Origin of the sequence: Mycobacterium sp. AMU20-3851 (assembly GCF_043974665.1) — a bacterium.
In the GTDB taxonomy this organism is placed as follows: domain Bacteria; phylum Actinomycetota; class Actinomycetes; order Mycobacteriales; family Mycobacteriaceae; genus Mycobacterium.
The window spans coordinates 529993-552703 of sequence record NZ_CP146371.1 but is presented as its reverse complement, the minus strand read 5'-3'; the positions used below and the strand labels follow the sequence as shown (position 1 = coordinate 552703).

Annotated in this window: 20 protein-coding genes; 10 read left to right on the top strand and 10 right to left on the bottom strand. The window is 67.3% G+C overall.

The window, feature by feature from the left end; translation table 11 throughout:
• The first annotated feature begins 13 nt into the window (after nt 1-13).
• Entirely contained in the window at nt 14-1126 is a 1113-nt protein-coding gene (locus V4U86_RS02740; protein ID WP_395309766.1) for an NDMA-dependent alcohol dehydrogenase, read from the top strand.
• Between the two features lies 1 nt (nt 1127).
• Here the strand turns inward: V4U86_RS02740 and V4U86_RS02735 are convergent, their stop codons facing one another.
• The 3 genes from V4U86_RS02735 to kstR2 form a co-directional block, all read right to left on the bottom strand.
• The gene (locus V4U86_RS02735) at nt 1128-2915 is read right to left on the bottom strand and encodes a hypothetical protein (RefSeq protein ID WP_395309765.1); all 1788 of its coding nucleotides are present in this window, start codon (nt 2913-2915) and stop codon (nt 1128-1130) included.
• Nucleotides 2916-3013: 98 nt separating this feature from the next.
• Nucleotides 3014-4174 (bottom strand): steroid 3-ketoacyl-CoA thiolase FadA6, encoded by a 1161-nt coding sequence (gene fadA6, locus V4U86_RS02730; RefSeq protein WP_395309764.1) that lies wholly within the window; start codon nt 4172-4174, stop codon nt 3014-3016.
• Nucleotides 4175-4184: 10 nt separating this feature from the next.
• Complete coding sequence (gene kstR2, locus V4U86_RS02725) at nt 4185-4790, bottom strand: TetR family transcriptional regulator KstR2 (RefSeq protein ID WP_395309763.1); 606 nt, start codon at nt 4788-4790, stop codon at nt 4185-4187.
• Nucleotides 4791-5231: 441 nt separating this feature from the next.
• Here kstR2 and V4U86_RS02720 point away from each other — a divergent pair, with 441 nt between their 5' ends.
• Complete coding sequence (locus V4U86_RS02720) at nt 5232-7097, top strand: hypothetical protein (protein WP_395309762.1); 1866 nt, start codon at nt 5232-5234, stop codon at nt 7095-7097.
• Between the two features lie 89 nt (nt 7098-7186).
• On the opposite strand, the gene ipdF is transcribed toward V4U86_RS02720, so the two are convergent.
• Both ipdF and ipdE1 read right to left on the bottom strand, forming a co-directional pair.
• The gene (gene ipdF / locus V4U86_RS02715) at nt 7187-7978 is read right to left on the bottom strand and encodes a (5R,7aS)-5-hydroxy-7a-methyl-1-oxo-2,3,5,6,7,7a-hexahydro-1H-indene-carboxyl-CoA reductase (RefSeq protein ID WP_395309761.1); all 792 of its coding nucleotides are present in this window, start codon (nt 7976-7978) and stop codon (nt 7187-7189) included.
• A complete protein-coding gene (gene ipdE1, locus V4U86_RS02710) occupies nt 7978-9126 on the bottom strand; it encodes an acyl-CoA dehydrogenase IpdE1 (protein WP_395309760.1) in 1149 nt (382 codons plus the stop codon). Before ipdE1 ends, ipdF begins: the two co-directional genes overlap by 1 nt.
• 47 nt (nt 9127-9173) lie before the next feature.
• On the opposite strand from ipdE1, the gene fadD3 reads away from it, so the two are divergent.
• The 5 genes from fadD3 to V4U86_RS02685 all read left to right on the top strand — a co-directional run bounded on the left by fadD3 (nt 9174) and on the right by V4U86_RS02685 (nt 15078).
• Entirely contained in the window at nt 9174-10703 is a 1530-nt protein-coding gene (gene fadD3, locus V4U86_RS02705) for a 3-((3aS,4S,7aS)-7a-methyl-1,5-dioxo-octahydro-1H-inden-4-yl)propanoate--CoA ligase FadD3 (RefSeq protein ID WP_395309759.1), read from the top strand.
• Nucleotides 10704-11834, top strand: coding sequence for an acyl-CoA dehydrogenase family protein (locus V4U86_RS02700; protein WP_395309758.1), 1131 nt, complete (start codon nt 10704-10706; stop codon nt 11832-11834). It abuts the gene before it with no gap.
• Between the two features lie 153 nt (nt 11835-11987).
• On the top strand, nt 11988-12941 hold the full coding sequence (locus V4U86_RS02695) for an acyl-CoA dehydrogenase family protein (RefSeq protein WP_395309757.1): 954 nt from the start codon (nt 11988-11990) through the stop codon (nt 12939-12941).
• A gap of 3 nt (nt 12942-12944) precedes the next feature.
• On the top strand, nt 12945-13880 hold the full coding sequence (ipdE2, locus tag V4U86_RS02690; protein ID WP_395309756.1) for an acyl-CoA dehydrogenase IpdE2: 936 nt from the start codon (nt 12945-12947) through the stop codon (nt 13878-13880).
• Between the two features lie 10 nt (nt 13881-13890).
• Entirely contained in the window at nt 13891-15078 is a 1188-nt protein-coding gene (locus V4U86_RS02685) for a pyridoxal phosphate-dependent aminotransferase (RefSeq protein ID WP_395309755.1), read from the top strand.
• On the opposite strand, the gene V4U86_RS02680 is transcribed toward V4U86_RS02685, so the two are convergent.
• Nucleotides 15044-15868 (bottom strand): alpha/beta fold hydrolase, encoded by an 825-nt coding sequence (locus V4U86_RS02680; RefSeq protein WP_395309754.1) that lies wholly within the window; start codon nt 15866-15868, stop codon nt 15044-15046. The two genes, V4U86_RS02685 and V4U86_RS02680, sit on opposite strands and share 35 nt — an antisense overlap.
• An 85-nt stretch (nt 15869-15953) precedes the next feature.
• On the opposite strand from V4U86_RS02680, the gene V4U86_RS02675 reads away from it, so the two are divergent.
• Nucleotides 15954-17234, top strand: coding sequence for an HNH endonuclease (locus V4U86_RS02675; protein ID WP_395309753.1), 1281 nt, complete (start codon nt 15954-15956; stop codon nt 17232-17234).
• On the opposite strand, the gene V4U86_RS02670 is transcribed toward V4U86_RS02675, so the two are convergent.
• Complete coding sequence (locus V4U86_RS02670; RefSeq protein ID WP_395309752.1) at nt 17221-17877, bottom strand: CoA transferase subunit B; 657 nt, start codon at nt 17875-17877, stop codon at nt 17221-17223. The two genes, V4U86_RS02675 and V4U86_RS02670, sit on opposite strands and share 14 nt — an antisense overlap.
• A complete protein-coding gene (locus tag V4U86_RS02665; protein WP_395309751.1) occupies nt 17874-18641 on the bottom strand; it encodes a CoA transferase subunit A in 768 nt (255 codons plus the stop codon). The genes V4U86_RS02670 and V4U86_RS02665 overlap by 4 nt, the downstream gene beginning before the upstream one ends.
• 199 nt (nt 18642-18840) lie before the next feature.
• Here V4U86_RS02665 and V4U86_RS02660 point away from each other — a divergent pair, with 199 nt between their 5' ends.
• Nucleotides 18841-19614 (top strand): IclR family transcriptional regulator, encoded by a 774-nt coding sequence (locus tag V4U86_RS02660; RefSeq protein ID WP_395309750.1) that lies wholly within the window; start codon nt 18841-18843, stop codon nt 19612-19614.
• Between the two features lies 1 nt (nt 19615).
• Here the strand turns inward: V4U86_RS02660 and V4U86_RS02655 are convergent, their stop codons facing one another.
• Both V4U86_RS02655 and V4U86_RS02650 read right to left on the bottom strand, forming a co-directional pair.
• The gene (locus V4U86_RS02655; RefSeq protein WP_395309749.1) at nt 19616-20362 is read right to left on the bottom strand and encodes a 3-hydroxybutyrate dehydrogenase; all 747 of its coding nucleotides are present in this window, start codon (nt 20360-20362) and stop codon (nt 19616-19618) included.
• Nucleotides 20359-21729 carry an MFS transporter gene (locus V4U86_RS02650; RefSeq protein WP_395309748.1) on the bottom strand — a complete coding sequence of 457 codons (1371 nt, stop codon included), beginning with the start codon at nt 21727-21729 and terminating at the stop codon, nt 20359-20361. Before V4U86_RS02650 ends, V4U86_RS02655 begins: the two co-directional genes overlap by 4 nt.
• 35 nt (nt 21730-21764) lie before the next feature.
• Between V4U86_RS02650 and V4U86_RS02645 the strand changes: the two genes are divergently transcribed.
• A complete protein-coding gene (locus V4U86_RS02645) occupies nt 21765-22706 on the top strand; it encodes a LysR family transcriptional regulator (RefSeq protein ID WP_395309747.1) in 942 nt (313 codons plus the stop codon).
• Nucleotides 22707-22711: the final 5 nt, after the last annotated feature.

Below are 22711 nucleotides of genomic sequence, written 5' to 3'. Positions count from 1 at the left end.
ACACTCGGGGCGCATGAAGACCAACGCGGCGATTCTATGGGAGTACGGCGGCGACTGGACGGTCGAGGAGATCGACCTCGATCCACCGGGTGACGGTGAGGTGCTGGTCTCCTGGGAGGCCACCGGTCTATGCCACTCCGATGAGCACATCCGCACCGGTGACCTGCCGGCCCCGCTGCCGCTGATCGGCGGGCACGAGGGTGCCGGCATCGTGCGCGAGGTCGGTGCCGGCGTGGTCGGCCTGGCCCCCGGCGACCATGTCGTCGCCTCCTTCCTGCCCGCCTGTGGCCGCTGCCGGTTCTGTTCCACCGGCCACCAGAACCTGTGCGATCTGGGCGCCATGATCATGGCGGGCACCCAACTCGACGGCACCTACCGTCGGCACATCAACGGCCAGGACGTCGGCGTGATGGCGCTGGTGGGCACCTTCTCCCAGTACGGCACGGTGCCCGAGGCGTCGATCGTCAAGATCGACGACGACATCCCGCTGGGCCGGGCCTGTCTGCTCGGCTGCGGTGTCACCACCGGGTGGGGTTCGGCGGTCAACACCGCCGACGTGGCGCCCGGTGACACCGTCGTCGTGATCGGCCTGGGTGGCATCGGCAGCGGCGCCGTCCAGGGAGCGCGGCTGGCCGGGGCCGAGAAGATCGTGGTCGTGGAGCCTGTAGAGTCCAAGCGGGACTTGGCTTTCCGGTTCGGCGCGACTCACTTCGCGACCTCGATGGAGGAGGCCACCGCCCTGGTCGCCGACCTCACCCGCGGAGTAATGGCCGATTCGGCCATCCTGACCGTCGGACTGCTGGAGGGCTCCATGCTGGAGGAGGCCGCGAACATCATCCGCAAGGGGGGCGCGGTGGTGATGACCGCGCTGTCCACGATGGCCGACAATCAGCCGACCCTCGGCATGATGATGTTCACCCTGTTCCAGAAGCGACTGCTGGGCAGCCTTTACGGAGAAGCCAATCCGCGTGCGGACATCCCGCGGCTGCTGTCGCTGTACCGCGAGGGCAAGCTGCTGCTCGACGAGACCGTCACCCACGAGTACAAACTCGCAGAGGTCAACGAGGGCTACGAGGACATGCGGGCGGGCCGCAACATCCGCGGCGTGATCGTGCACGACCACTGACTCACGGGCGGAACAGGATTCCGTCGTCCGACGCGGCCTTCATCAGCTGCGGGATGGTGAGCTCGCCGTAGCCGGTGTGCACCGGTCCCCGCCTCGAGCCCAGGAACGGGACCACGCCGGGATCGGATTTGACGTCCAGCTGATATGCCTGCACCCCGGGCAGGTGGTACTGGAAGAAGTTGCCCAGGAAGTCCAGCAGGAAGATAAGGTTGCCGATCAGCGTCCTGCCCCACAGCTTCGACGCGTTGTACAGCGGGATCGCGGCTGCCGGATCACCGATCAGGACGATCGGCCCGTAGTGCGGCTTGCTGCCGCCGCCGGGAACGTAGGGCGGCATGAAGGGCTGCAGATACGGCAGATCGGTGGCCATGGCGGTGGCGGAGCTGCCGTAGGTGCCGATGGTGACGAACATCGAATCGGCACCGTTGCCCGGGACCCGGGAGTTCATGCCCGGGGCCTCGAATCCGATGCCGGCCAAGCCGATCCGCTGCGCCACGAACTGAGCTTCCCATCCGCCGAGCGAATGCCCGGTGACGAAGATGTCATCGTCGGTGTAGCCCTGCAGCGCGGCCTCCGCGCGAACCCGTTCGGCGAATTCCAGGGCGTCGTAGAAGGCCGGTGGGGTGGTGCGGGTGAGGATCACCTGCACATCGGCGACGATCTGGGCGATGGTGATCAGCGGGTTGAACAGCAGGTTGGTGCCGCCCGTGGTGCCCTGGTAGGCGATGATCAGCTGTCCTGCCGGCGTCACCCAGGTGTTGGCGACCATGCCGGAGAAGAACCGGGAGGCCGAGAGCTGAAATCCGTTGACGGTGAACGGAACCAATCCACCGGGCGTGGTGCCGAGCCCGTAGGCCGCCGTGGACGCGTTGAGGAACTGTTCCACCGTGGGTGTCGGCCGGGTGGTCGGACCGGTGTAGGTCATGGTCGGCACGACGGGTTGGACGGCGGGGGTCCGGTGCAGCCCGATCAGTTTCTCGATCTCGCGGAAAACCCCGAAGATCAGATCGTTGACGACGTTGAGGCCGTTGGGCAGGCCGTGACTGTTGGCGGAGGTGGTCAGGCTGAACACCTGCAGTACCGCGTTGACCAGACGGCCGGGCAGTTGCAGCACCTTGGCGATGGGCGACAACGGTTTCGGCGGGGTGGGTGCCGTCGGGGTGGGCAGTGTCGGGGTGGGCAGCGTGGGGTCGATGGCGGTGGAAACGACGGCTGCGGCGGCGGTCGGCAGTGCGGGCGCGGGTGCGGTAGCCACCGCGAGGCTCGGAACCTCGAGCGTCAGCACCGCGCCCGCCGGTGCCGGCAGCCGTGCACTGCTGATGCCCGTGCGGTGGGCGCGGACGGATCTCAGCAGGGGGCGGTCGAGCGGCCGTGTTTCGGCGACGGGTGACTCGGGCGCCGCAACGTCGGTGACGGTCTCGGACACCTGTTCCGCACCGGCCCCACCGGCGGAGCCGGAATCAGCCTGCGGCTCCGCCGAGTTCGGCGCTTCGAGTTCCGGCTCGCCGCTGACGATCTCGACGGCACGGTCCCGGCCCGATCCTCGGGTGCCGGCCTTCTTGGGTGCGGTCCGGGGCGGTTTGGTGAGTTTCGGGCCCGCGTCGGCGCCGCCGTCCTGCGCATCCGTGCCCGCGGCAGCCGAGCCGGGCGCGGGACTCGCCGATTCCGAGGCTGCAGAATCGGTTTCGCCGGTGTCCGCCCACGCCGCGCCGTGCACCGGCGCGAACACCAGTCCCGCGGAGATGGCCACCGCAGCCGCTCCGTACCCGAACGGCCTGACCTTCGTCACACGCATCTCCTACCGGCTCCAGCGCCACCCAAGCTCTGACAATGCTTGATGTCAAAGTGAGAGTAGCGCTGGAACCGGTGCGGGATTGCGTTTTTCGGCTAGAGACGCTCGATGATGGTGACGTTGGCGGTGCCGCCGCCCTCACACATGGTCTGCAGGCCGTAGCGGCCGCCGGTGCGCTCCAGCGTGTTCAGCATGGTCGCGAACAGCTTGGCACCGGTCGCGCCGAGCGGGTGACCCAACGCGATGGCGCCGCCGCTGGGGTTGACCTTGGCCGGGTCCGCACCGGTCTCCTTGATCCAGGCCTGGACCACCGGGGCGAACGCCTCGTTGATCTCGACGGTGTCGATGTCGTCGATGGTCAGGCCGGTCTTCTCCAGCGCGTAGTGAGTGGCCGGGATCGGGCCGGTCAGCATGAACACCGGATCGGCGCCGCGGGCGCTGATGTGGTGAATACGGGCCCGCGGGGTGAGATTATGCGCCTTCACTGCGCTTTCGGAGGCCAGCAGCACCGCGCTGGCACCGTCGGAGATCTGGCTGGCCATCGCCGCCGTCAGGCGGCCGCCCTCGACGAGGGTCTTGAGCCCGGCCATCTTCTCCAGCGTGGTGTCGCGGGGGCCCTCGTCGATGGTGAACCCGGCCCCGTCGACCTGGACCGGGATGATCTCGTTCTCGAAATGCCCGGCGCGGATTGCCTCCTGCGCGCGCTGATGACTGGTCAGTGCGAACTGCTCCATGTCCTCACGGGAGAGGTTCCACTTCTCGGCGATCATCTCCGAGCCGCGGAACTGGGAGATCTCCTGGTCGCCGTAACGGTGCAGCCAGCTCTTGGATTCGTTGGTGGGCGAGGTGAACCCGAACTGCTCGCCGACGATCATCGCCGAGCTGATGGGGATCTGGCTCATGTTCTGCATGCCGCCGGCCACGATGACATCGGCGGTGCCGGACAGGATTGCCTGCGCGCCAAAGGAAATGGCCTGTTGGCTGGATCCGCACTGGCGATCCACTGTGACACCGGGGACCTCTTCGGGGTACCCGGCGGCCAGCCAGGACAGCCGGGCGATGTTGCCAGCCTGCCCGCCGATCGCGTCCACGCAGCCGGCGATGACGTCATCGACGGCACTCGGGTCCAGATCGGTGCGCTCGAAGAGCCCGCGCCAAGCCGCCGCCCCCAGGTCGACCGGGTGCAGCCCGCTCAGCGATCCGCCGCGCTTGCCGACCGCTGTACGGACGGCATCGATGACGTACGCCTCAGCCATGTGGTTCTCCTTAGTGGGATTCTGCTTTGTCGGATTCTGCGGTTATGCCACCGAGCACGATGGCCAGATACTGTGCGCCGACTTGTTCGGCGGTGAGGGGTCCGCCCGGCTGATACCAGCGGACCGACACCCAGGTGGTGTCGCGGATGAACCGGTAAACCAGGTCCACGTCCAGGTCGGGCCGGAACGAGCCGTCGGCGATGCCCTCGTGCAGCAGATCGATCCACATCTTGCGCTGCTCGCGGTTGCGGTCGTCGACGAACCCGAACTGGGGCAGATCGGACAGCCGCTTGGCCTCGTCCTGGTAGATGACCACCTGTGCATGCCGGTGTTCGATGGCCTCGAAGGAGGCCATGAACAGGCCGGTGAGCCGGTCCAGCGGGGTGGACTCGGCGGCCAGGATCTGCTGGTACCGCTCGAACAGCCAATCAAGGAAGTCCTGCAGAACTTCCAAGACCATTTCTTCCTTGGACTTGAAATGGTGGTACAGGCTGCCCGAGAGGATTCCCGCCGAATCCGCGATGTCGCGGACGGTGGTCGCCTTCAGTCCGCGCTCGGCGAACATCGTCGCGGCAAGCTTCAAGAGCTCGTCGCGACGGCTGGCCGGTTGCGTCATTCGGCCAGCTTACCAACCAAGCACTTGCTAGGTCGAGCGGTCCCCAGGTTTGCACGCCGCCCGGGCTCCAAGCCGCGCTCCACCGCTCGGCTGCGATGAAATGTGATTTGTGTCACAGTTTGCTGCGCCGCCCCCGCCGCGCCCGGCGATCGAGCGGTGGTCGACCCACCTCAACTCGCAACGAGCTTCACAGGACAGCAACGCAGCGGAAATATGTTCGAGCCCCACCGGTCCGCCACTACCGACGCGGCGGTACGACTCAGCTAAGAAGGGCCGCTCGGGCCGCCACATCGGGTCCGTCGAAGCATCCGGAGAACAGGCCGAAAAACGCATAGTCAGCTAACTCTTTGCGTTTGCGTGAATTTCAAGCTTTGGCAGATGAAGACGCCTATTGTGAGCGTGCTGCGAACCAACAGCGAACGATCGACCCCAGGGGGATCCATGGAAATTTCAGCCCGTTCCTATCTCACTGCCGGGGTGGCGTTCACGGCGGCAAGCGCGATCGCGCTGACACCGCTGGCCATCCCCACCGAGGGGCGCACCATTGCCCTGCCCAATGTCTCGACCGCCGAGGTCCAACTCAGCGCCGTCATCAACCCCGCTGCCGTCGATGCGCTGATCACCGCGCTGCGGAACGGGTTGGCCGAGGTCACGGTCGGTATCGACAACATCACCGCACAAACCGCGATCGGCCTGAACAATGTGCTCACCCGGACGCAGGCACTCAACACCGGTCTGTGGAACAGGCTCATCGAAGCGGCCGGCCCCGGCGCGTTGGGTGCCCTGGTCACGGCCCTGGGTAGCTACTCCGAGGCGAGTCTGGCGCTGACCGCGTCCAGCATCGAGGGTGCTGCCGGCTCGTTGCTCGTGCTGCCCGGCGATATCACCGACATCATCGGCAGCACGCTGATCGGTTCGCTGAACACTGCGCTGTACGCCATCACCGATGTGATCAACAATCCGCTGAGACTCGCGAGTTACACCGGCCTTCTGGCCGGCGTGGTCAACATCGTCGGCGACATCCTGGTGGCACAGGATCCGAATTACAGCACCGGACTGCTCCCCGGTCCGGGCGGATCCGGCCTCATCGGCACCGCTCTCACCTCCACCCTCGGAGCGGTCATCAATGTCGTGGGTCTGGGCAACAACGGACTGACCGGCCAGATCAATCTGGCGGTCAACTCGCTGTCCAGCGCGCTGGACAACCTCGCCCAGCAGAGCGGCAGCGGACTCGTCACCGGGCTCGTCGGCCTCATTCAGGGATTGGCGCTGAATCCGATCCAGATCATCAACAACGCCGCAGTCGTCGGCGGTCTGGTCAATATCGGCCTGCCGGTCTTCTCTGCGCTCAACCCGCTTCTGACCTCGGCCGCCGACGCGGTGGTCGGTGTCCAGACCGGTCTGAACATTGCGTTGAACGCCATCGGCAACGATCCGCTCGACCTGGAGAGCTACACCACCGCCCTGGGCGGGCTGTTCAACGGCGGATTCGACGTGACGAGTGCGGCCATCACCGCAGGCACCAGCCTGGCCGCCGTGCCCGTCAACGTCCTGGCGGGCGTCACCAACACCGCCGCCGCACTCATCACCCAATTGAGCACCAGCTTGACCCAGACGGTCGCCGGACTGCTCAGTCAGGTCGGCCTCGATGCCGCGGCAGAGATGGCCCTGTCGCTGGGAGTCCAGGTGAACGAGGCGGTGAACGGCATCGCCGGCTTCGTTGCCGGTGATGTGCTCGGCGGCATCTCGGGCCTGATCGACGACGCCAATACCAATCTCCAGGCGCTCAACACCGACGCCAGGAATGCGGTCAACGACCTGCTCGGCTACACCCCGCCGGTGACGCTGGGGGTTGAATCCGAAGCCGTCGACGACGGTCTCGACGATGTCGTTGTCACCGACGGCGAAACGACCACGCCGATCGAAACCGCGCTGGTCAGCGACAACTCCGCAGCGGAGCTCGAGACCGCGGCACCGGTTCGGTCCGACGATGAGCTCACGGTTTCGGGTGAGGAGGACAGTGACGACGCACTCGATGGTTCCGGTGAGGACGCGCTCGACGACGCGACCGACGACGGCTCGCTCGATGGTGTCGGCACGGACGAGGACGAGGACGAGGAGGGCTCCCTCGACGACGGCAGCCTCGATGAGGATGCGGCCGACGACAGCGGCAAGGCGGCCGACAACGAGGAATCCGGCAGCCCCAACGCCGGCGACAAGGGTGCCGACAAGGGTGCCGGTGACTCCGACGGTGGTGACGCCAACGGGGGCAGCGCCAACGGGGGCAGCGACAGCGGCACCGACTGATCACCGTAGACAATGACAAGTCGACAATGACAAAAGGGGCCCGCTCGGATGAGCGGGCCCCTTCCTATGTTCCGGCGGTCGGCCAGATCTCAGGCGCGCTGACTCGACACCGAGATGACTTCGCCGGTGAGGTAGCTGGAGTAGTCGCTGGCCAGGAACGCGATGGTGGCCGCGACCTCCCATGGTTCGGCGGCCCGGCCGAACGCCTCGTCACCGGCGAGCCGGTCGAGCAGTTCGGCCGAGGACGTCTTCTCCAGGAACTTGTGCCGGGCGATGCTCGGGGACACCGCGTTGATCCGCACCCCGTACTCGACGGCTTCGATTGCGCTGCAACGGGTCAGCGCCATCACCCCCGCCTTGGCGGCGGCGTAGTGCGACTGTGAGTGCTGTGCGCGCCAGCCCAGCACGCTGGCGTTGTTGACAATGACGCCGCCGTGCGGGGCCTCCCGGAAGTAGCGCAACGCGGCGCGGGTGGCCCGCATGACCGAGGTGAGGGTGACGTTCAGGACGCGGTCCCACTCGTCGTCGGTCATGTCGATGACCGGGGTCTGCCCGCCCAGGCCGGCGTTGTTGACCAGCACGTCCAACCGGCCGGCCTTGGCCACGGCCTCGGTGATCAGGTTGTCGACGGCCTCGGTGGAGGTCACATCGCACACCACCGAATCGACCTTGCCCAGCCCGAGTGCCGCCAGTTCCTCTCGGGTCTCACCGAGCCGGCGCTCGTGAAAGTCCGAGACCACCACATCGGCACCCTCCAGCAGTGCGCGGCGCGCGGTGGTGGAACCGATACCGGTCCCGGCGGCGGCGGTCACCAGGACCACCTTGCCCTTCAGAAGCCCGTGTCCGGCAATCTCTTCCGGCGCTACAGACAGATCGGTCATCAGCCTTTTGCCTCTCGGGGAAGGCCGAGCACCCGCTCGGCGATGATGTTGCGCTGGATCTCGTTGGAGCCGCCGTAGATGGTGTCCGAGCGGGAGAACAGAAACAGCCGCTGCCACTCGTCGAACTCACCGTCGGCGAGCGTCAGCCCGGCCATGCCCTGCACGTCCATGGCGATCTCGCCGAGCTCGCGATGCCAGTTGGCCCACAACAACTTCGAGACGTTATCTTGCCCCGGCTGCTCGACGTCCATGGTGGCCAGCGAGTACGAGCGCATGGCCTTCAGCCCGGTCCAGGACCGGGTCAGCCGCTCGCGGATCAGCGGATCGTCGGCGGCTCCGGTGCGCTTGGCCAGCTCGACCAGGTTGGAATGCTCACGGGCGTAACGGATCTGCTGACCGAGCGTGGACACGCCGCGCTCGAAGGTCAACGTACCCATGGCGACGCGCCAGCCGTCACCCGGTTCACCGACCACCAGCGAGGCCTCGGTGCGGGCGTCGTCGAAGAACACCTCGTTGAACTCGGAGTCACCGGTGAGCTGGATGATCGGGCGGATCTCGACGCCCGGCTGGTCGAGTGGCACCAGCAGATAGGACAGTCCGGCGTGCCGCTTGGAGCCCTTCTCGGTGCGGGCCACCACGAAGCACCACTGCGCCCAGTGCGCCAGTGAGGTCCACACCTTCTGGCCGTTGATCACCCATTCGTCGCCGACCAGTTCGGCGGCGGTGGAGACGTTGGCCAGATCGCTGCCGGCCCCGGGTTCGGAGTACCCCTGGCTCCACAATTCGGTGACGTTGAGGATGTTGGGCAGGAAGCGCTGCTGCTGCTCGGGGGTGCCGTAGGCGATCAGGGTGGGACCGAGCAGCTCCTCACCGAAGTGATTCACCTTGTCCGGGGCGTCGGCCTTGGCATATTCCTCGTAGAACGCCACCCGGTGGGCGACCGTCAGCCCGCGGCCACCGTGCTCTTCGGGCCAGCCCAGACAGGTCAGACCGGCCGCGGCCAGATGCTGGTTCCAGGCGCGTCTTTCCTCGAATGCCTCGTGCTCGCGACCGGGGCCACCGAGGCCTTTGAGCGCTGCGTATTCGCCGACCAGATTATCGGCCAGCCATTGCCGGACCTCGGCCCGGAAGTCCTCGACCTCTATCACCCTTGTAGGCTAACCTACCAAGCACTTGCTTTGTTAGAGGAGCGTCAATGACGAGCGAACCGCGGACCGTTCCAGCGGTGCTGGACCGGATTGCCGGGCAGCTGACCGAGCATGACGCCCTGGTCACGGCCGATAAACGGCTCAGCTACGGGCAGCTCCGCGAGGAGGTACGCCAGGCCGCGGCGGCGATGGTCGAGCTCGGCATCGGAGTCGGCGACCGAGTCGCGATCTGGTCGCCGAACACCTGGCACTGGGTGGTCGCGGCGTTGGCCACCCACTACGCCGGGGCTGTCATGGTGCCGTTGAACACCCGCTACACCGCCAGCGAGGCCGCCGACATCCTGGCCCGCACGGAGGCCCCGCTACTGATCGCGGCCGGAGAGTTCCTGGGCGCCGACCGCACCGCGCAGCTCGACCGCGAGGCCCTGCCGGCGCTTCGCCACATCGTGCGGGTACCCGTCGATGTCCAGGACGGCACCTGGGACGAATTCGTCGACCGGGGCGACAACGACAGCCTGCTGGCCGAGGTGGACGAGCGCGCCGCAGCGGTCTCCCCCGACGACGTGTCCGACATCCTGTTCACCTCCGGTACCACCGGCCGCAGCAAGGGTGTGCGCTGCGCGCACCGTCAATCGCTGGACGCGTCGGCGGCCTGGGCCGCCTGCGGTGAGGTCTCCAGCGCCGACCGCTATCTGTGCATCAATCCGTTCTTCCACAACTTCGGCTACAAGGCCGGCATCCTGGCCTGCCTGCAGACCGGTGCCACGCTGTATCCACTGCTCACCTTCGATCCCGAGCAGGCCATGAAAGCCGTTGCCGAACATCGGATCACGGTGCTTCCCGGCCCGCCGACCATCTACCAGACGCTGCTGGACCACCCGCGCCGCGCCGACCACGACCTGAGTTCGCTGCGTTTCGCGGTGACCGGCGCCGCGGTGGTTCCGGTGGTGCTGATCGAGCGGATGCAGTCCGAACTGGACATCGACATCGTGCTGACCGCATACGGCCTGACCGAGGCCGCCGGCTTCGGCACCATGTGCCGGGCCGACGACGATGCCGTCACCGTGGCCACCACCTGTGGACGTCCGATCGCCGACTTCGAACTGCGTCTCGACGACAACGGTGAGGTGCTGTTGCGCGGGCCCAACGTCATGCTGGGCTATCTGGACGATCCGGAAGCGACCGCCGCTGCCGTGGACGCCGACGGTTGGCTGCACACCGGCGACATCGGAACGCTGGACGCGGCAGGCAATCTCACCATCACCGACCGGCTCAAGGACATGTACATCTGCGGTGGGTTCAATGTGTACCCGGCCGAGATCGAGCAGGTGCTGGCCCGCCTCGACGGGGTGGCCGAGGCCGCGGTGATCGGTGTCCCCGATGAACGTCTCGGCGAGGTCGGCAAGGCGTTCGTCGTCGCCAAGGCGGGCGCGCAACTCGACGAGGCGACGGTGATCGCCTACACGCGTCAGCATCTGGCGAACTTCAAGGTGCCCCGGTCGGTGGCGTTCCTCGACGTTCTGCCGCGAAACCCAGGAGGCAAAGTGGTCAAACCGCAGCTGCGAGAGATGATCTAGATGGACCTGAATTTCGACGAGGGTACCGAGGATTTCCGGGCCGAGGTCCGCGAGTTCCTCGCCGCCAACCGGGATTCCTTCCCGACGAAGTCCTACGACACCCTCGAAGGCTTCGAACAGCACCGACGCTGGGACAAGGTGCTTTTCGACGCCGGACTGTCGGTCATCGCATGGCCCAAGGAGTACGGCGGCCGGGATGCCACACTGCTGGAGTGGGTGGCGTTCGAGGAGGAGTACTTCCGCGCCGGAGCGCCCGGGCGGGCCAGTGCCAACGGCACCTCCATGCTCGCACCCACCCTGTTCGCACACGGCACCAAGGAGCAGCTCGACCGGGTGCTACCGAAAATGGCCAGCGGCGAGGAGATCTGGGCGCAGGCCTGGTCCGAGCCCGAGTCCGGTAGCGACCTGGCCTCGCTGCGTTCCACGGCCACCAAGGTGGAGGGAGGCTGGAAGCTCAACGGCCAGAAGATCTGGAGCTCGCGAGCTCCGTTCGGGGAACGTGGCTTCGGCCTGTTCCGTTCCGACCCGTCCGCGCAGCGGCACAAGGGCCTGACCTACTTCATGTTCGACCTGAAGGCCGACGGCATCACCGTGCGTCCGATCGCTCAGCTCGGCGGGGACACCGGCTTCGGTGAGGTATTCCTCGACGACGTGTTCGTGCCGGACGAGGACGTCATCGGCGAGGTGCACGAGGGCTGGCGCGCGGCGATGAGCACCTCCAGCAACGAACGTGGCATGTCGCTGCGCAGCCCGGCACGCTTCCTCGCACCGGCCGAGCGGCTGGTGCAACAGTGGAAGCAGAACCCGGATCTGGTGTTCACCGACCGAGTCGCCGATGCCTGGATCAAGGCTCAGGCCTACCGGCTGCACACCTTCGGCACCGTCACGCGGCTCGCCAGAGGCGGTGAGCTGGGCGCCGAATCCTCGGTGACCAAGGTCTTCTGGTCGGACCTCGACGTCGCGCTGCACCAGACGGCGCTGGACCTGCAGGGTGCCGACGCCGAGCTCGTCGATCACTGGACCGAGGGCCTGCTGTTCGCGCTCGGCGGACCGATCTACGCCGGTACCAACGAGATTCAGCGAAACATCATCGCCGAGCGGCTGCTGGGACTGCCGAGGGAGCCGAAGTAATGAACCCCCGAAGGCGATCACGAGTGAGGATCGCAGCGAGGTACGAGCGAGGACCGGAGCGAGTGGGAGCCGAGGCATGAACCCCCGAAGGCGATCACGAGTGAGGATCGCAGCGAGGTACGAGCGAGGACCGGAGCGAGTGGGAGCCGAGGCATGAACTTCGAGATCGACGAACAGCAGCGCGATTTCGCGTCCAGCATCGATGCGGCCCTGGGTGCCGCCGATGTGCCCGCCGCGGTCCGGGCCTGGGCCGACGGCGACACCGCGCCGGGCCGCAAGGTATGGAACCAGCTCACCGAACTCGGCGTCCCCGCGCTGCTGGTGGGCGAGAAGTACGACGGCATCGACGCCCATCCGGTCGACCTCGTGGTCGCCGTGGAGCGCCTCGGCTACTGGGCGGTGCCCGGCCCGGTCACCGAGTCGATCGCCGTCGCCCCGATCCTGCTGGCCGATGACGAGCGGTCCGGCGCGCTGGCGGCCGGTGAATCGATCGCCACCGTCGCGCTGCCGCCGCAGGTTCCCTACGCGGTCAATGCGGATTTTGCCGATCTGGTGTTGCTGGCCGGCGACGGGCAGGTGTCGGATGCGAATGCAGGTGCCGCGCACGACTCCGTCGACCCGTCCCGGAAGCTGTTCGAGGTCGGCGCTTCCGGAACCACCCAGGCCGCCGATACCGCGCGCGCCTACGAGTTCGGGGTGCTGGCCACCGCGGCACAGCTGATCGGTGCCGGGCAGGCGATGCTCGACCAGTCGGTCGAATATGCCAAGCAGCGCACCCAATTCGGCCGGGTGATCGGTTCCTACCAGGCGATCAAGCACAAACTGGCCGATGTGCACATCGCTCTGGAGTTGGCTCGCCCGCTGGTCTACGGTGCGGCCCTCGCCCTGGCCGACGCCTCGGCCGACACCGCACGCGACGTCAGTGCGGCCAAGGTCGCCGCCGCCGATGCCGCGCTGCTGGCCGCCCGGTCCTCGTTGCAGACCCACGGCGCCATCGGGTTCACCCAGGAACACGATCTGTCCCTGCTGCTGCTGCGGGTGCAGGCACTGCGCTCGGCCTGGGGCGATCCCACTCTGCACCGCCGTCGGGTTCTGGAGGCCCTGTAGAACATGAGTGAAGAACGCGAACTGCTCCGCTCCACCGTCGCCGCCCTGGTCGACAAGCACGCCGGCCCCGAGGCCGTGCGCCGCGCGATGGAGTCCGAGCGGGGATACGACGAAGCGCTGTGGAAGCTGCTGTGCGAGCAGGTCGGCGCCGCAGCACTGGTGGTGCCCGAGGATCTCGGTGGCGCCGGTGGTGAACTCGCCGATGCCGCAGTGGTGTTGGAGGAGCTGGGCAAGGCGCTGGTGCCGACTCCGCTGCTCGGCACCATCCTGGCTGAGTTGGCACTGCTGGGTGTGCAAGACCACGAACCGCTCGAGGGCCTCGCCGAGGGCGTGTCCATCGGGACCGTGGTGTTCGATCCGGACTACGTGATCAACGGCGATATCGCCGATGTCGTGATCGCCACCGACGGTGCCGAACTCACCCGCTGGAGCGCGGTCACCGCGCAGCCCAAGCCGACCATGGACCTGACCCGGCGGTTGTCGTCCGTGAGCGCGACCGAGACCGCACCGCTGGGCGTCGACCCGGGTCTGGCGGACACGGCGGCGCTGCTGATGGCCGCCGAGCAGATCGGCGCCGCGGCGCGCGCCTTGGATCTGACGGTCGCCTACACCAAGGACCGGGTGCAGTTCGGCCGGCCGATCGGCAGTTTCCAGGCGCTCAAGCACCGGATGGCCGATCTGTACGTCAAGGTGCAATCCGCCCGCGCGGTCATCTACGACGCCATCGCCGAGCCCTCGGCCACGTCGGCCTCCCTGGCTCGGGTGTTCGCCAGCGAGGCGCTGACCGCGGTCGTCGGCGAAGCGGTGCAGATGCACGGCGGTATCGCCATCACGTGGGAGCACGACATCCAGCTGTATTTCAAGCGGGCACACGGCAGCGCCCAGCTGCTCGGTCCCCCGCGGGAGCACCTGCGCCGGCTCGAATCTCAGGTGTTCTAGCCTGGTTCAGGTGACCCCTCAGGTGGCGCTCCGCGCAGGCATCCCGCCGTTCTACGTGATGGATGTATGGCTCGCCGCGGCCGAACGCCAGCGCACCCACGGTGACCTGGTGAACCTATCCGCCGGTCAGCCCAGCGCGAAGGCGCCGGCTCCGGTACGCGCGGCGGCCGCGGCAGCGCTGGAGAACCACAATCTCGGCTACACCGTCGCGTTGGGGATCCCGGAGCTGCGGGAGGCGATCGCGGGGTCGTATCGGGACCGCCACGGCATCGATGTCGACCCGGACGCGGTGGTCATCACCACCGGCTCCACCGGCGGTTTCCTACTGGCGTTTCTGTCCTGTTTCGACGTCGGTGACCGGGTCGCGGTGACGAGCCCCGGCTATCCCTGCTACCGCAACATCCTGTCCGCCCTGGGTTGCGAGGTGGTGGAGCTGCCGTGCGAGGCGGACACCCGGTTCCAGCCGACGGTGCCGATGTTGGAGGCGCTGGACCCTCCGGTCAAGGGATTGATCATCGCCAGCCCGGCCAACCCCACCGGGACCATCATCCCGCCGGACGACCTGGCCGCCATCGTGAACTGGTGTGATGACCGCGGAGTTCAGCTGGTCAGCGACGAGCTCTATCACGGCCTGGTCTACCCGGGTGCCCCGGCCACCAGCTGCGCATGGGAGACCTCGCGTAATCCCATTGTGGTGAACAGCTTCTCGAAATACTTCGCCATGACCGGCTGGCGGTTGGGCTGGCTGTTGGTCCCTGAGCCACTGCGCCGCGCGGTGGATCGGTTGACCGGAAACTTCTCCATCTGCCCGCCCACGCTGCCGCAACTGGCCGCGGTCGCAGCCTTCGACCAGGAGTCCCTGGTCGAGGCCGACGCTCTGGTCGGCGAGTACACCGTCAACCGGGACCTGCTGCTCACCGGCCTGGTGGAGATCGGGCTGGACCGGCTCGCACCGGCCGACGGCGCCTTCTACGTGTACGCCGACATCTCCCGGTACTCCACCGACTCTCTCGGGTTCTGCGCAAAGCTGTTGGCCGACACCGGGGTTGCCATCGCACCCGGTGTCGACTTCGACACCGTGCACGGTGGATCCTTCGTCCGGTTGTCCTTTGCCGGCGCGGCGTCCGAGATCACCGAGGCACTGGCCCGGATGGGCCCGTGGCTCAGGACTGCAGGAACGCCAGCAGATCGGCGTTGATGGTGTCGGCTTGCGTGGTGGGCATGCCGTGCGGGAAGTCCTCGTAGGTGATCAGCGTCCCGTTCTGCAGGAGCTCGGCGGATTTCGGCCCGGAGGCGACGTACGGGACGATCTGGTCATCGCGGCTGTGCATCACCAGGGTGGGCACGGTGATCTTCTTCAGGTCCTCGGTGAAATCGGTCTGCGAGAACGCCACGATGCCGTCGTAGTGCGACAGCGCGTCACCCATCATGCCCTGGCGCCACCAGTTTTCGATGATCGCCTCATCTGCCTCGACACCGTCGCGGTTGAAACCGTAGAACGGGCCGGCGGGCAGAGCCCGGTAGAACACCGAACGGTTCGCCGCCAACTGGGCCTGCAGATCGTCGAACACCGATTTGGGCAGGCCCTCGGGATTGGCCTCGGTCTGCACCATCAGCGGCGGCACCGCACTGATCAACGCCGCCTTGGCCACCCGGTCTTCACCGTGCCGGGCGAGGTAGCGCACCACTTCGCCACCGCCGGTGGAATGTCCTACGTGTATGGCGTCGCGCAGATCCAGGTGCGCGGTCAGCGCCGCGAGATCATCGGCATAGTGGTCGAGATCATGTCCGTCCGGAGTCTGGGTGGAGCGTCCGTGGCCGCGCCGGTCGTGCGCGATCACCCGGTAGCCCCGGTTGAGGAAGAACAACATCTGGGTGTCCCAGTCGTCCGATGACAGTGGCCAGCCGTGGCTGAACACGATCGGCTGACCGGTTCCCCAGTCCTTGTAGAAGATCTCGGTGCCGTCGGTCGTGGTGAGAGTGCTCATGGCAGAAACTCTGCCCCGCCGATCGACCGATGTCGTTACCGCTAGCCGCCATTGTTTGTCGGACGGTAGGTGTAGCGTCGACGTCATGTTCGAAAGTTTGTTCGATATGGATCCGCGGGCCTCCGAGGAGGAGCTGCGGATTCAGGTCGAGCGCCTCGAACAGCTGAAGTCTGCTGCCGCGGCGGCACAGGCCCGGGCGACCGCACTGTGGTCGGCCAAGCGTCGCGCCGCCGAGGCCCTCGCCGGGGTGCCGGTCGCCAAGCGTGGACGCGGGCTGGCCGCCGAGGTGGGGTTGGCGCGCCGCGACTCGCCCAAGAAGGGAGATCGGCACCTCGGTCTCGCCAAGGCACTGGCGAACGAGATGCCGCACACCCTGGCCGCCCTGGAGGCCGGAGCACTCTCGGAATGGCGGGCCACGCTGATCGTGCGTGAATCGGCCTGTCTGAGTGTCCAACACCGTCGCGAACTCGATGCCGAGCTGTGTGCCGATCCGTCCCGGCTGGAGGGCTGGGGCGACAAACGGGTGGCCGCCGAGGCGAAGTCCATCGTGGCCCGTCTGGATGTCGAGGCCCTGGTCGCACGGTCGACCAAGGCCGCGGAGGACCGCTGTGTGACCATCCGGCCGGCGCCGGACACCATGACCTACCTGACGGTGTTACTTCCGGTAGCGCAGGGGGTCGCGGTCTACGCGTCGCTGAAACGTTCCGCCGACACCACTTTCGACGGCCGCACCCGTGGCCAGGTCATGGCCGACACATTGGTGGAGCGGGTGACCGGCCGGCCTGCCGAACAGCCCCTACCGGTCATGCTCAATCTGGTGATGGCCGACACCACCCTGGCCGGCGACGATGACGCACCCGCCTGGCTAGCCGATTTTGGACCGATTCCGGCCGGATTCGCCCGCGCCCTCATCGGCGACGCCGCCACCGACGAATCGGTACGGGCGATGCTGCGCCGCCTGTACCGGCACCCACAATCCGGCCAACTCGTGGCCATGGAATCGCGGGCCGGGATCTTCCCCAAGGGCCTGGGCACATTTCTGGAACTACGCGATCAAACCTGCCGAACGCCGTACTGCGATGCGCCGATTCGCCACCACGACCACGCCACACCGCGGCACCGCGGCGGGCCGACAAGCGCACTCAACGGGCTCGGCAAGTGCGAGGCGTGCAACTACGCCAAGGAGTCACCGGGTTGGTCGGTGCACACCGCAGATATCGGTGGCCGGCACGTGGCCGAGTACACCACGCCGACCGGGGCCGTCTACCGATCGACCGCCCCGCCACTGCCGGGACCACCGGTCAGATCGGTCAGCGTCATCGAGAGCGGGTTGAGCGTCGACCTGGTCAGGTTCAGCGCTGCGTGAGCGGCGCTCCGGTGGCGGCGCGAACGTCGTCCACCGAGACACCGGGCGCGGTCTCCACCAGCACCAGTTCTCCGTCGCCGACGACGTCGATGACGGCGAGGTCGGTGACGATACGGTGCACGACCCGCTCGCCGGTCAGTGGCAGTGAGCATTCCGACACGATCTTCGGATTGCCTTGTCGGTCCGTGTGTTCCATCAGCACGATGACCCGCGACGCACCGTGCACCAGGTCCATGGCACCGCCCATGCCCTTGACCATCTTGCCGGGGACCATCCAGTTCGCCAGATCGCCGAACCGGGACACCTCCATGCCACCGAGCACCGCGACATCGATGTGCCCGCCGCGGATCATCCCGAACGACAACGCCGAATCGAAGAACGCCGCACCGGGCAGCACCGTCACCGTTTCCTTGCCGGCGTTGATGAGGTTCGCGTCGACCTCGTCCTCGGAGGGATACGGGCCGGTGCCCAGGATTCCGTTCTCCGAGTGCAGCGTGACCCGGACCGAGGGGTCCAGGAAGCCCGGCACCAGGGTGGGCAGTCCGATGCCCAGGTTCACGTATTCGCCGTCGTGCAGTTCACGCGCCACCCGGGCGGCCATCTGCGGGCGGGTCCAGCCCTTGGCGGTCTGTGTCTCGGTCATGCGTTCTCCCCTGCATCGTCACGGACGGTGCGCTTCTCGATGCGGACGTCCTGAGGTCCTGTCTCGACGATCCGCTGCACGAACACACCGGGCAGGTGGATGCCCTCGGGGTCGAGTTCGCCGGGTTGCACCAGTCGTTCCACCTGCGCGATGGTCACCCGGCCGGCCATGCCCGCCAGCGGATTGAAGTTCATCGCGGTCTTGTCGAACACCAGATTGCCCTGGGTGTCGCCCACCGCGGCGTGCACCAGCGCGTAGTCGGCCCGGATGCCGGTCTCCAGTACATAGCGGCGGCCGTCGAACTCGCGGGTCTCCTTGGGCGGCGAGGCGATGGCGATCGAACCGTCCTCGGCGTACCGCCAGGGCAGCCCGCCGTCGGCGACCGGCGTGCCGACCCCGGCCGGGGTGTAGAACGCCGGGATGCCGGCGCCGCCGGCGCGCAGCCGTTCGGCCAGCGTGCCCTGCGGGGTCAGCTCGACCTCCAGTTCGCCGGACAGGTACTGCCGGGCGAACTCCTTGTTCTCGCCGACATAGGAGGCCGTGACCCGGCGGATGCGGCCGAGGCCGAGCAGCACGCCCAGCCCGACACCGTCCACACCGCAGTTGTTGGAGTAGACCTCCAGGTTGTCCACACCCGATTCGGCCAGCGCCTCGATGAGTGCATCGGGTATGCCGCACAGCCCGAAACCCCCCACCGCGAGGGTGGATCCGCTCGCGATGTCGGCGACGGCCTCGTGGACGTCCTTGACCTGCTTACTGGACATCAGCGTGACAACTTCCTGTCGTGGTCCTGCAAAAATTGATCGCACTGCGTTCGCTCACCGAACGCGGGCGCGGTGCCCCACCAGAACACCATCTTGCTGCTGTTATGCACAAGGTCTCGGCGCCCGGTTCGCCAAATTGTTCGCTCGGCGGGACGGCCCGACCCTCGGGCGTCCATTCAGTGAACGCTATTGTCGGGGCATGGCCGAGATCGCAGCAGGCACCCCGGTGATCACCCGGGTGGCCGCCATTCTGCGTGCGGTGGGCCGCGAACGCGGCGGGGCGACGACCACCGCGATCTCCCGCAGCACCGACATCCCCCGGGCCACCGCCCACCGCATGCTCACCGCGCTTGCCGAGCAGGGCCTGATAGACCGCGACCCCGCGACCGGGTTGTGGTTCCTCGGACCGGAGATCTATCTGCTCGGGTCGGTGTCCACCAGTCGGTACGACGCGGCACCGGTCGCCGACGACCTCCTGCGCGGGCTCGCCGACGACACCGGGGAAAGCGCCTTCCTGTCCGCCCGTCGCGGTTGGGAAACGGTGTGTGTGTCCGCCGTGGAGGGCAGCTTCCCGTTGCGGTCCCATGTGCTCTACCCGGGCAGCCGGTTCCCGCTCGGGATCGCCTCGGCCGGACTGGTGATCCTCGCGCACCTGCCGGACTCCGAAACTGCGGAATACCTGCAGCGCAACGCTCTGGAAAAGGAATGGGGCCAAGCACATTCGCGAACCGCAATCGAGGAACGGCTGCACCGCACCCGGATCGACGGTTATTCGGTGAATCCCGGACTGCTCGTCGAGGGCAGCTGGGGCATCGGCGCGGCGGTGTTCGACGCGCTCGGCCAGCCGCAGTGGGCACTGAGCCTGACCGGCGTCCAGGCGCGGATGGCCGGTGAACGCACGGCGCACCTCGGCGAGACACTGCTGCGCGCGGCTCACGAACTGACCAGGCGTCTGCGCCGCGGCGACCGGTAGATCACCGGGCGCTCCAACCCCCGTCCATCGTGTACGAGGCCCCCGTGACCATGCGCGCCGCCGGCGAGGCCAGCCAGCCCACCAGGGAGGCCACCTCGGCGGGCTCCACCAAGGCCTTGATGGCGCTCTCCTTCAACAGGACCTCCTCGACGACCTGCTGTTCGTCGATGCCGTGAGTATGTGCCTGATCGGCGATCTGCTTGTCCACCAACGGAGTTCGCACGTACCCCGGGTTCACGCAGTTGCTGGTCACCCCGTGCGGCCCGCCTTCCAGCGCGGTCACCTTGGAGAGCCCCTCCAGGGCATGTTTGGCGGTGACGTAGGCGACCTTGAACTCCGAGGCCCGCAGCCCGTGCACCGACGACAGGTTGATGATCCGGCCGAAGCCCTCGGCGTACATGTGCGGCAAGGCCGCGCGGATGAGCAGGAACGGGACCTCGGTCATCAGCGTCAGCATCGCGCGGAACGCCTCCGGCGCGAAATCGGTGATCGGTGCGACGCGCTGTATCCCGGCGTTGTTCACCAGGATGTCGGTGTGCAGCACCAATTCCTGCAGCGCGACCACATCGAGCAGGTCGACTGCCCATGCGGTCCCGCCGATCTCCTCGGCGAGTGCGGTCGCACCGGCTTCGTCGCGGTCCGCGACGGTGACATGCGCGCCGGCCGTGGCGAGTTCGCGCGCACAGGCGGCCCCGATGCCACTGGCGCCACCGGTGACCAGTGCCGTCCTTCCGGCGAGCCCGCTCATGCGCCCGATGGCTCGCGGGAGATCTTCGCGACGTCGCGGGCGTCGGCGTCATCGAGGGTCTTGAGGTCGATGCCCACGGTCTCGCGACTGATCACCGCCCCCAGCAGCGAGACACCGCAGGCGATGCCCAGGTAGACCGCGATCGGCACCGACGAGTTGTAGTCGTCGAGCAGCTTCACCGCGATGATCGGCGCCAGCGATCCGGCGACGATCGAGGTCACCTGATAACCAAGGGAGACACCGGAATAGCGCATCCGGGTGGGAAACATCTCCGACATGATCGCGGGCTGCGGCGCGTACATCATGGCGTGGATGACCAGGCCGATGGTGACCGAGGCGGTGACCACGACGTAGTTGCCGCTGTTCATCATCGGGAAGGCGAAGAACCCCCAGGATGCGCCGAGCAGGGCCCCGGCGATGTACACCGGACGCCGCCCGAAGCCGTCGGAGAGTCGACCGAAGAGCGGAATGGCGAGGAAGTGCACGGCGTGCGCGACCAGCAGGTACCAGAGGATGTCGCTGGTATCGGCCCCGACTTGCACCTTCAGATACGTGATCGAGAAGGTGACCACCAGGTAGTACATGATGTTCTCACCGAAGCGCATCCCCATGGCCGTGAAAACGCCGCGGGGATAACGCTTGAGGACCTCGACCCCGCTGTACGAACTCTCCTTGATGGCCTCGGCCTCCTGCTGCGCCTCGAGGAAGATCGGGGCGTCGGTCACCTTGGTGCGGATGTAGTAGCCGACCAGCACCACCACCGCCGACAGCCAGAACGCGACGCGCCAGCCCCAGGACAGGAAGGAAGCATCCGACAGCGTGGTGGTCAGCGCGAGCAGCACGATGGTGGCGAGCAGGTTGCCCGCGGGCACGCCGGCCTGGGGCCAGCTGGCCCAGAAACCGCGGCTGCGGTTGGGGCTGTGCTCGGCGACCAGCAGCACCGCACCGCCCCACTCGCCACCGACCGCGAAGCCCTGGATGAAGCGCAGCGCCACCAACAGCGCGGGCGCCCAGTAACCGATCTGGTCGTAGGTGGGCAGACAGCCCATCGCGAACGTCGCCGCACCGACCAGCAGCAGTGAGAACTGCAGCAGCTTCTTGCGGCCGTGCTTGTCCCCGAAGTGGCCGAATACGATGCCGCCGAGCGGGCGGGCGATGAAGCCGACGGCGTAGGTGACGAACGCCGCCAGGATCGCGTCGAGTTCACTGCCCGTCTGGGCGAAGAAAACCTTGCTGAACACCAGCGTGGCCGCGGTGCCGTACAGGAAGAACTCGTACCACTCCACGACCGTGCCGGCCATGGACGCGGCGACGACACGCTTCAGCCCGGTGGTCGACTGGTTGGGACTGTGATCGGCAGCACACATAGGGGTGAGTATTCATGCAGGTCAAGATCGAAACAATGGCGAGATCTGCAACCCGAGTCTGCAAAAATGCAGATATGGGTCTGCCGAGCGCCGATGATCTGCTGATCCTGCTCGCGGTCGGGCGCACCGGCCGCTACGTCCACGCCGCCGAGACCCTCGGCGTCAACCACACCACCATCTCCCGTCGCATCGCCGCTCTCGAGCAGGCCATCGGCGCGCGGGTACTGACCCGTGTCGGCGCGGTCTGGGAACTGACCGACCGGGGTCGTGAGGTACTGGCCGCGGCGGAAGCCGTCGACGCGGCGGTGCGGTCCCTGGTCGGCGTACCCGGCCAGCCGCGGTCTTTGCACGGTGTCGTGCGGATCTCGGCCACCGACGGGTTCAGCGCCCATATCGCCGCGCCCGCGGCCGCCCGGGTGCAGGTCGACCACCCCGGGGTGGTGGTGGAGATCGTCGCGACCACGCAGCGGGCCAGTCAGCAGCGCTCCAGCGTCGACCTTGAGATCGTGGTCGGCGAGCCGTCGGTGCAACGCGCACAGGCCATCCCGCTGGGGGACTACTGCCTGGGGTTGTACGGATCGTGGGACTATCTGGCCAGACACGGCACCCCCTCCGACATCGACGCTCTGAGCGCCCATCGGCTGGTCTACTTCATCGAATCGATGCTGCAGGTCGACGAACTGGACCTGGCCACCAGTTTCGCGCCGGGGATGCGGCAGTCGGTCTCCTCGACCAACGTCTTCGTCCACGTCGAGGCGACCCGGGCGGCCGCCGGCCTGGGCCTGTTGCCCTGCTTCCTGGCCGATCAGCACCCCGACCTGGTCCGGGTACTGCCCGAGCAGGTCACCGTGCAGCTGACCTACTGGCTGGTCGCGCGCGCCGAGACACTGCGCCGGCCCGAGGTGGCGGCCATCGTCGAGGCGATCGGTGCTCGGATGTCCGCTGAGCGGAAAGCTCTACTCGGAGAGCGCAGCTGAATATC

Bases quoted from the DNA above. Each gene is read 5' to 3' on its own strand.
- V4U86_RS02675 (WP_395309753.1), top strand. From the start codon at position 15,954: ATGTTCGAAAGTTTGTTCGATATGGATCCGCGGGCCTCCGAGGAGGAG.
- ipdF (WP_395309761.1), bottom strand. From the start codon at position 7,978: ATGACCGATCTGTCTGTAGCGCCGGAAGAGATTGCCGGACACGGGCTT.
- ipdE2 (WP_395309756.1), top strand. From the start codon at position 12,945: ATGAGTGAAGAACGCGAACTGCTCCGCTCCACCGTCGCCGCCCTGGTC.
- V4U86_RS02645 (WP_395309747.1), top strand. From the start codon at position 21,765: ATGGCGAGATCTGCAACCCGAGTCTGCAAAAATGCAGATATGGGTCTG.
- V4U86_RS02740 (WP_395309766.1), top strand. From the start codon at position 14: ATGAAGACCAACGCGGCGATTCTATGGGAGTACGGCGGCGACTGGACG.
- fadA6 (WP_395309764.1), bottom strand. From the start codon at position 4,174: ATGGCTGAGGCGTACGTCATCGATGCCGTCCGTACAGCGGTCGGCAAG.
- fadD3 (WP_395309759.1), top strand. From the start codon at position 9,174: ATGACGAGCGAACCGCGGACCGTTCCAGCGGTGCTGGACCGGATTGCC.
- V4U86_RS02650 (WP_395309748.1), bottom strand. From the start codon at position 21,729: ATGTGTGCTGCCGATCACAGTCCCAACCAGTCGACCACCGGGCTGAAG.
- V4U86_RS02700 (WP_395309758.1), top strand. From the start codon at position 10,704: ATGGACCTGAATTTCGACGAGGGTACCGAGGATTTCCGGGCCGAGGTC.
- V4U86_RS02665 (WP_395309751.1), bottom strand. From the start codon at position 18,641: ATGTCCAGTAAGCAGGTCAAGGACGTCCACGAGGCCGTCGCCGACATC.
- V4U86_RS02660 (WP_395309750.1), top strand. From the start codon at position 18,841: ATGGCCGAGATCGCAGCAGGCACCCCGGTGATCACCCGGGTGGCCGCC.
- V4U86_RS02680 (WP_395309754.1), bottom strand. From the start codon at position 15,868: ATGAGCACTCTCACCACGACCGACGGCACCGAGATCTTCTACAAGGAC.
- V4U86_RS02655 (WP_395309749.1), bottom strand. From the start codon at position 20,362: ATGAGCGGGCTCGCCGGAAGGACGGCACTGGTCACCGGTGGCGCCAGT.
- V4U86_RS02720 (WP_395309762.1), top strand. From the start codon at position 5,232: ATGGAAATTTCAGCCCGTTCCTATCTCACTGCCGGGGTGGCGTTCACG.
- V4U86_RS02670 (WP_395309752.1), bottom strand. From the start codon at position 17,877: ATGACCGAGACACAGACCGCCAAGGGCTGGACCCGCCCGCAGATGGCC.
- kstR2 (WP_395309763.1), bottom strand. From the start codon at position 4,790: ATGACGCAACCGGCCAGCCGTCGCGACGAGCTCTTGAAGCTTGCCGCG.
- V4U86_RS02695 (WP_395309757.1), top strand. From the start codon at position 11,988: ATGAACTTCGAGATCGACGAACAGCAGCGCGATTTCGCGTCCAGCATC.